We start from the raw sequence: 1,410 nt of genomic DNA, 5'->3' as shown, positions 1-1,410 counted from the left end.
CCCAGGAGCCCCACAGCGCCCGCACCGCCGCAATAAACTCCTCTGCGCGCGCGTAGCGCTTATCGTGGCGAAACTCCGTCGGGTTAAAATTCGTGGCCTCACTCGACAGGCCCGAAGTCACAATATTCCAGCCCAGGCGCCCGCCGCTGATAAGATCGAGCGAAGCCAGCTGGCGCGCCAGGGTGTAGGGTTCATTGAAGGTGGTGCTGGCGGTGACGACGATGCCGATGCGCTGCGTGGTGGCCGCAACCGCCGCGGCCAGGGTCAGCGCCTCGAAGCCGTGCGACCACTCATCCACCCGCCGCGTCGCCTCGAGGGGTCCGGCGGGAATGCCGAGGCGGTCCGCAATAAAGGTGATATCAAACCCCGCGGCCTCGGCGGCGCGCGCGCTGGCAATATAGCTATCGACGGAGATATTGGCCTTTGGATCCGTATCCGGATGGCGCCACGCGGCGACATGATGGCCGCTCGGGTACTGCAGCAGCGAAAGCACCAGCGGCTTTTTCACGCGATTCATAGAAGCGGGTTCCGATTGTTGGCGACCGTAGACGCGGCGGCCTGGGATAAACAATCAGCTAAACTTATTGGAATAAGAAACGCCGCTCAAATACCATTTTGATATATTTTATACGCCATCGGCAGGCAGCAGGCGCCTCGATTACGCTCCGGCGGTGAGCCGCATTTTTTCCCGTAACAGCGGCTCAAGCCAGGCAATAAATAGCTGCAGCGGTCGCGACAGATGCCGTCGGCTGGGATATACAATGCTGACCGGCAGCGGCTGCGCCAGCCAGGTCGGCATCACTTCGCACAAAATCCCCGCGTCCAGCCATTCGCTCACGTCATATTCAGGGATCTGAATCATGCCCATGCCTGATACGCAGGCCGCAATATAGGCCTCGGCGCTGTTTACCGTCAGCTGGCTGCTGACGTCGGCGCTGAATATCTCCCCCTCCCGCATCCACTCCCAGCGCGCCTGGCGCCCGGAGGTCGGCGAGACGTACCCGACGGCAATATGGCCAGCGAGCCGTTCCGGCGATGTCGGTGTGCCAAAGGAAGAGATATAGCCTTGAGAAGCCACGTTAATCAGCTTCAGGTCGCCCACCCGACGCGCCACCATGCCTGAATCGTTCAGCACCCCGACACGCACGGCACAATCCACCCCTTCCTCCGGGAGATTGACGCTGCGATCGGTGATGCCAAGATCCACCTGAATCGACGGGTGGCGGGCAAAGAATTCCGGCAGCGCAGGAATAACGATGCGGCTTCCCACCCGGCCCGGCACGTCAACCTTAACTCTCCCCTTCACCTGCCCGCTCTCCTGGCGGAACAGGTTTTCCGTCTCCTCGACGTCCTGAACCACAACCAGGCAGCGCGCGTACAGCGCGCTCCCGTCAGAGGTCAGGGAGACGC

At 61.7% G+C, this 1,410-nt stretch carries 2 protein-coding genes; both read right to left on the bottom strand.

Annotated elements, in window-relative coordinates:
- Positions 1–517: LLM class flavin-dependent oxidoreductase (locus PFH44_RS27550; RefSeq protein ID WP_283826835.1), on the bottom strand; the 517-nt coding region annotated here is incomplete at its 3' end.
- A 141-nt stretch (positions 518–658) separates the two neighbouring features.
- Positions 659–1,410 (bottom strand): LysR substrate-binding domain-containing protein (locus PFH44_RS27545; RefSeq protein WP_283826833.1); only part of this gene is annotated, 752 nt, incomplete at its 5' end.

Source organism: Klebsiella sp. Ech2A (genome assembly GCF_030078455.1).
GTDB classification, from domain to species: domain Bacteria; phylum Pseudomonadota; class Gammaproteobacteria; order Enterobacterales; family Enterobacteriaceae; genus Klebsiella; species Klebsiella terrigena.
This window is presented reverse-complemented; position numbering and strand designations above follow the sequence as displayed.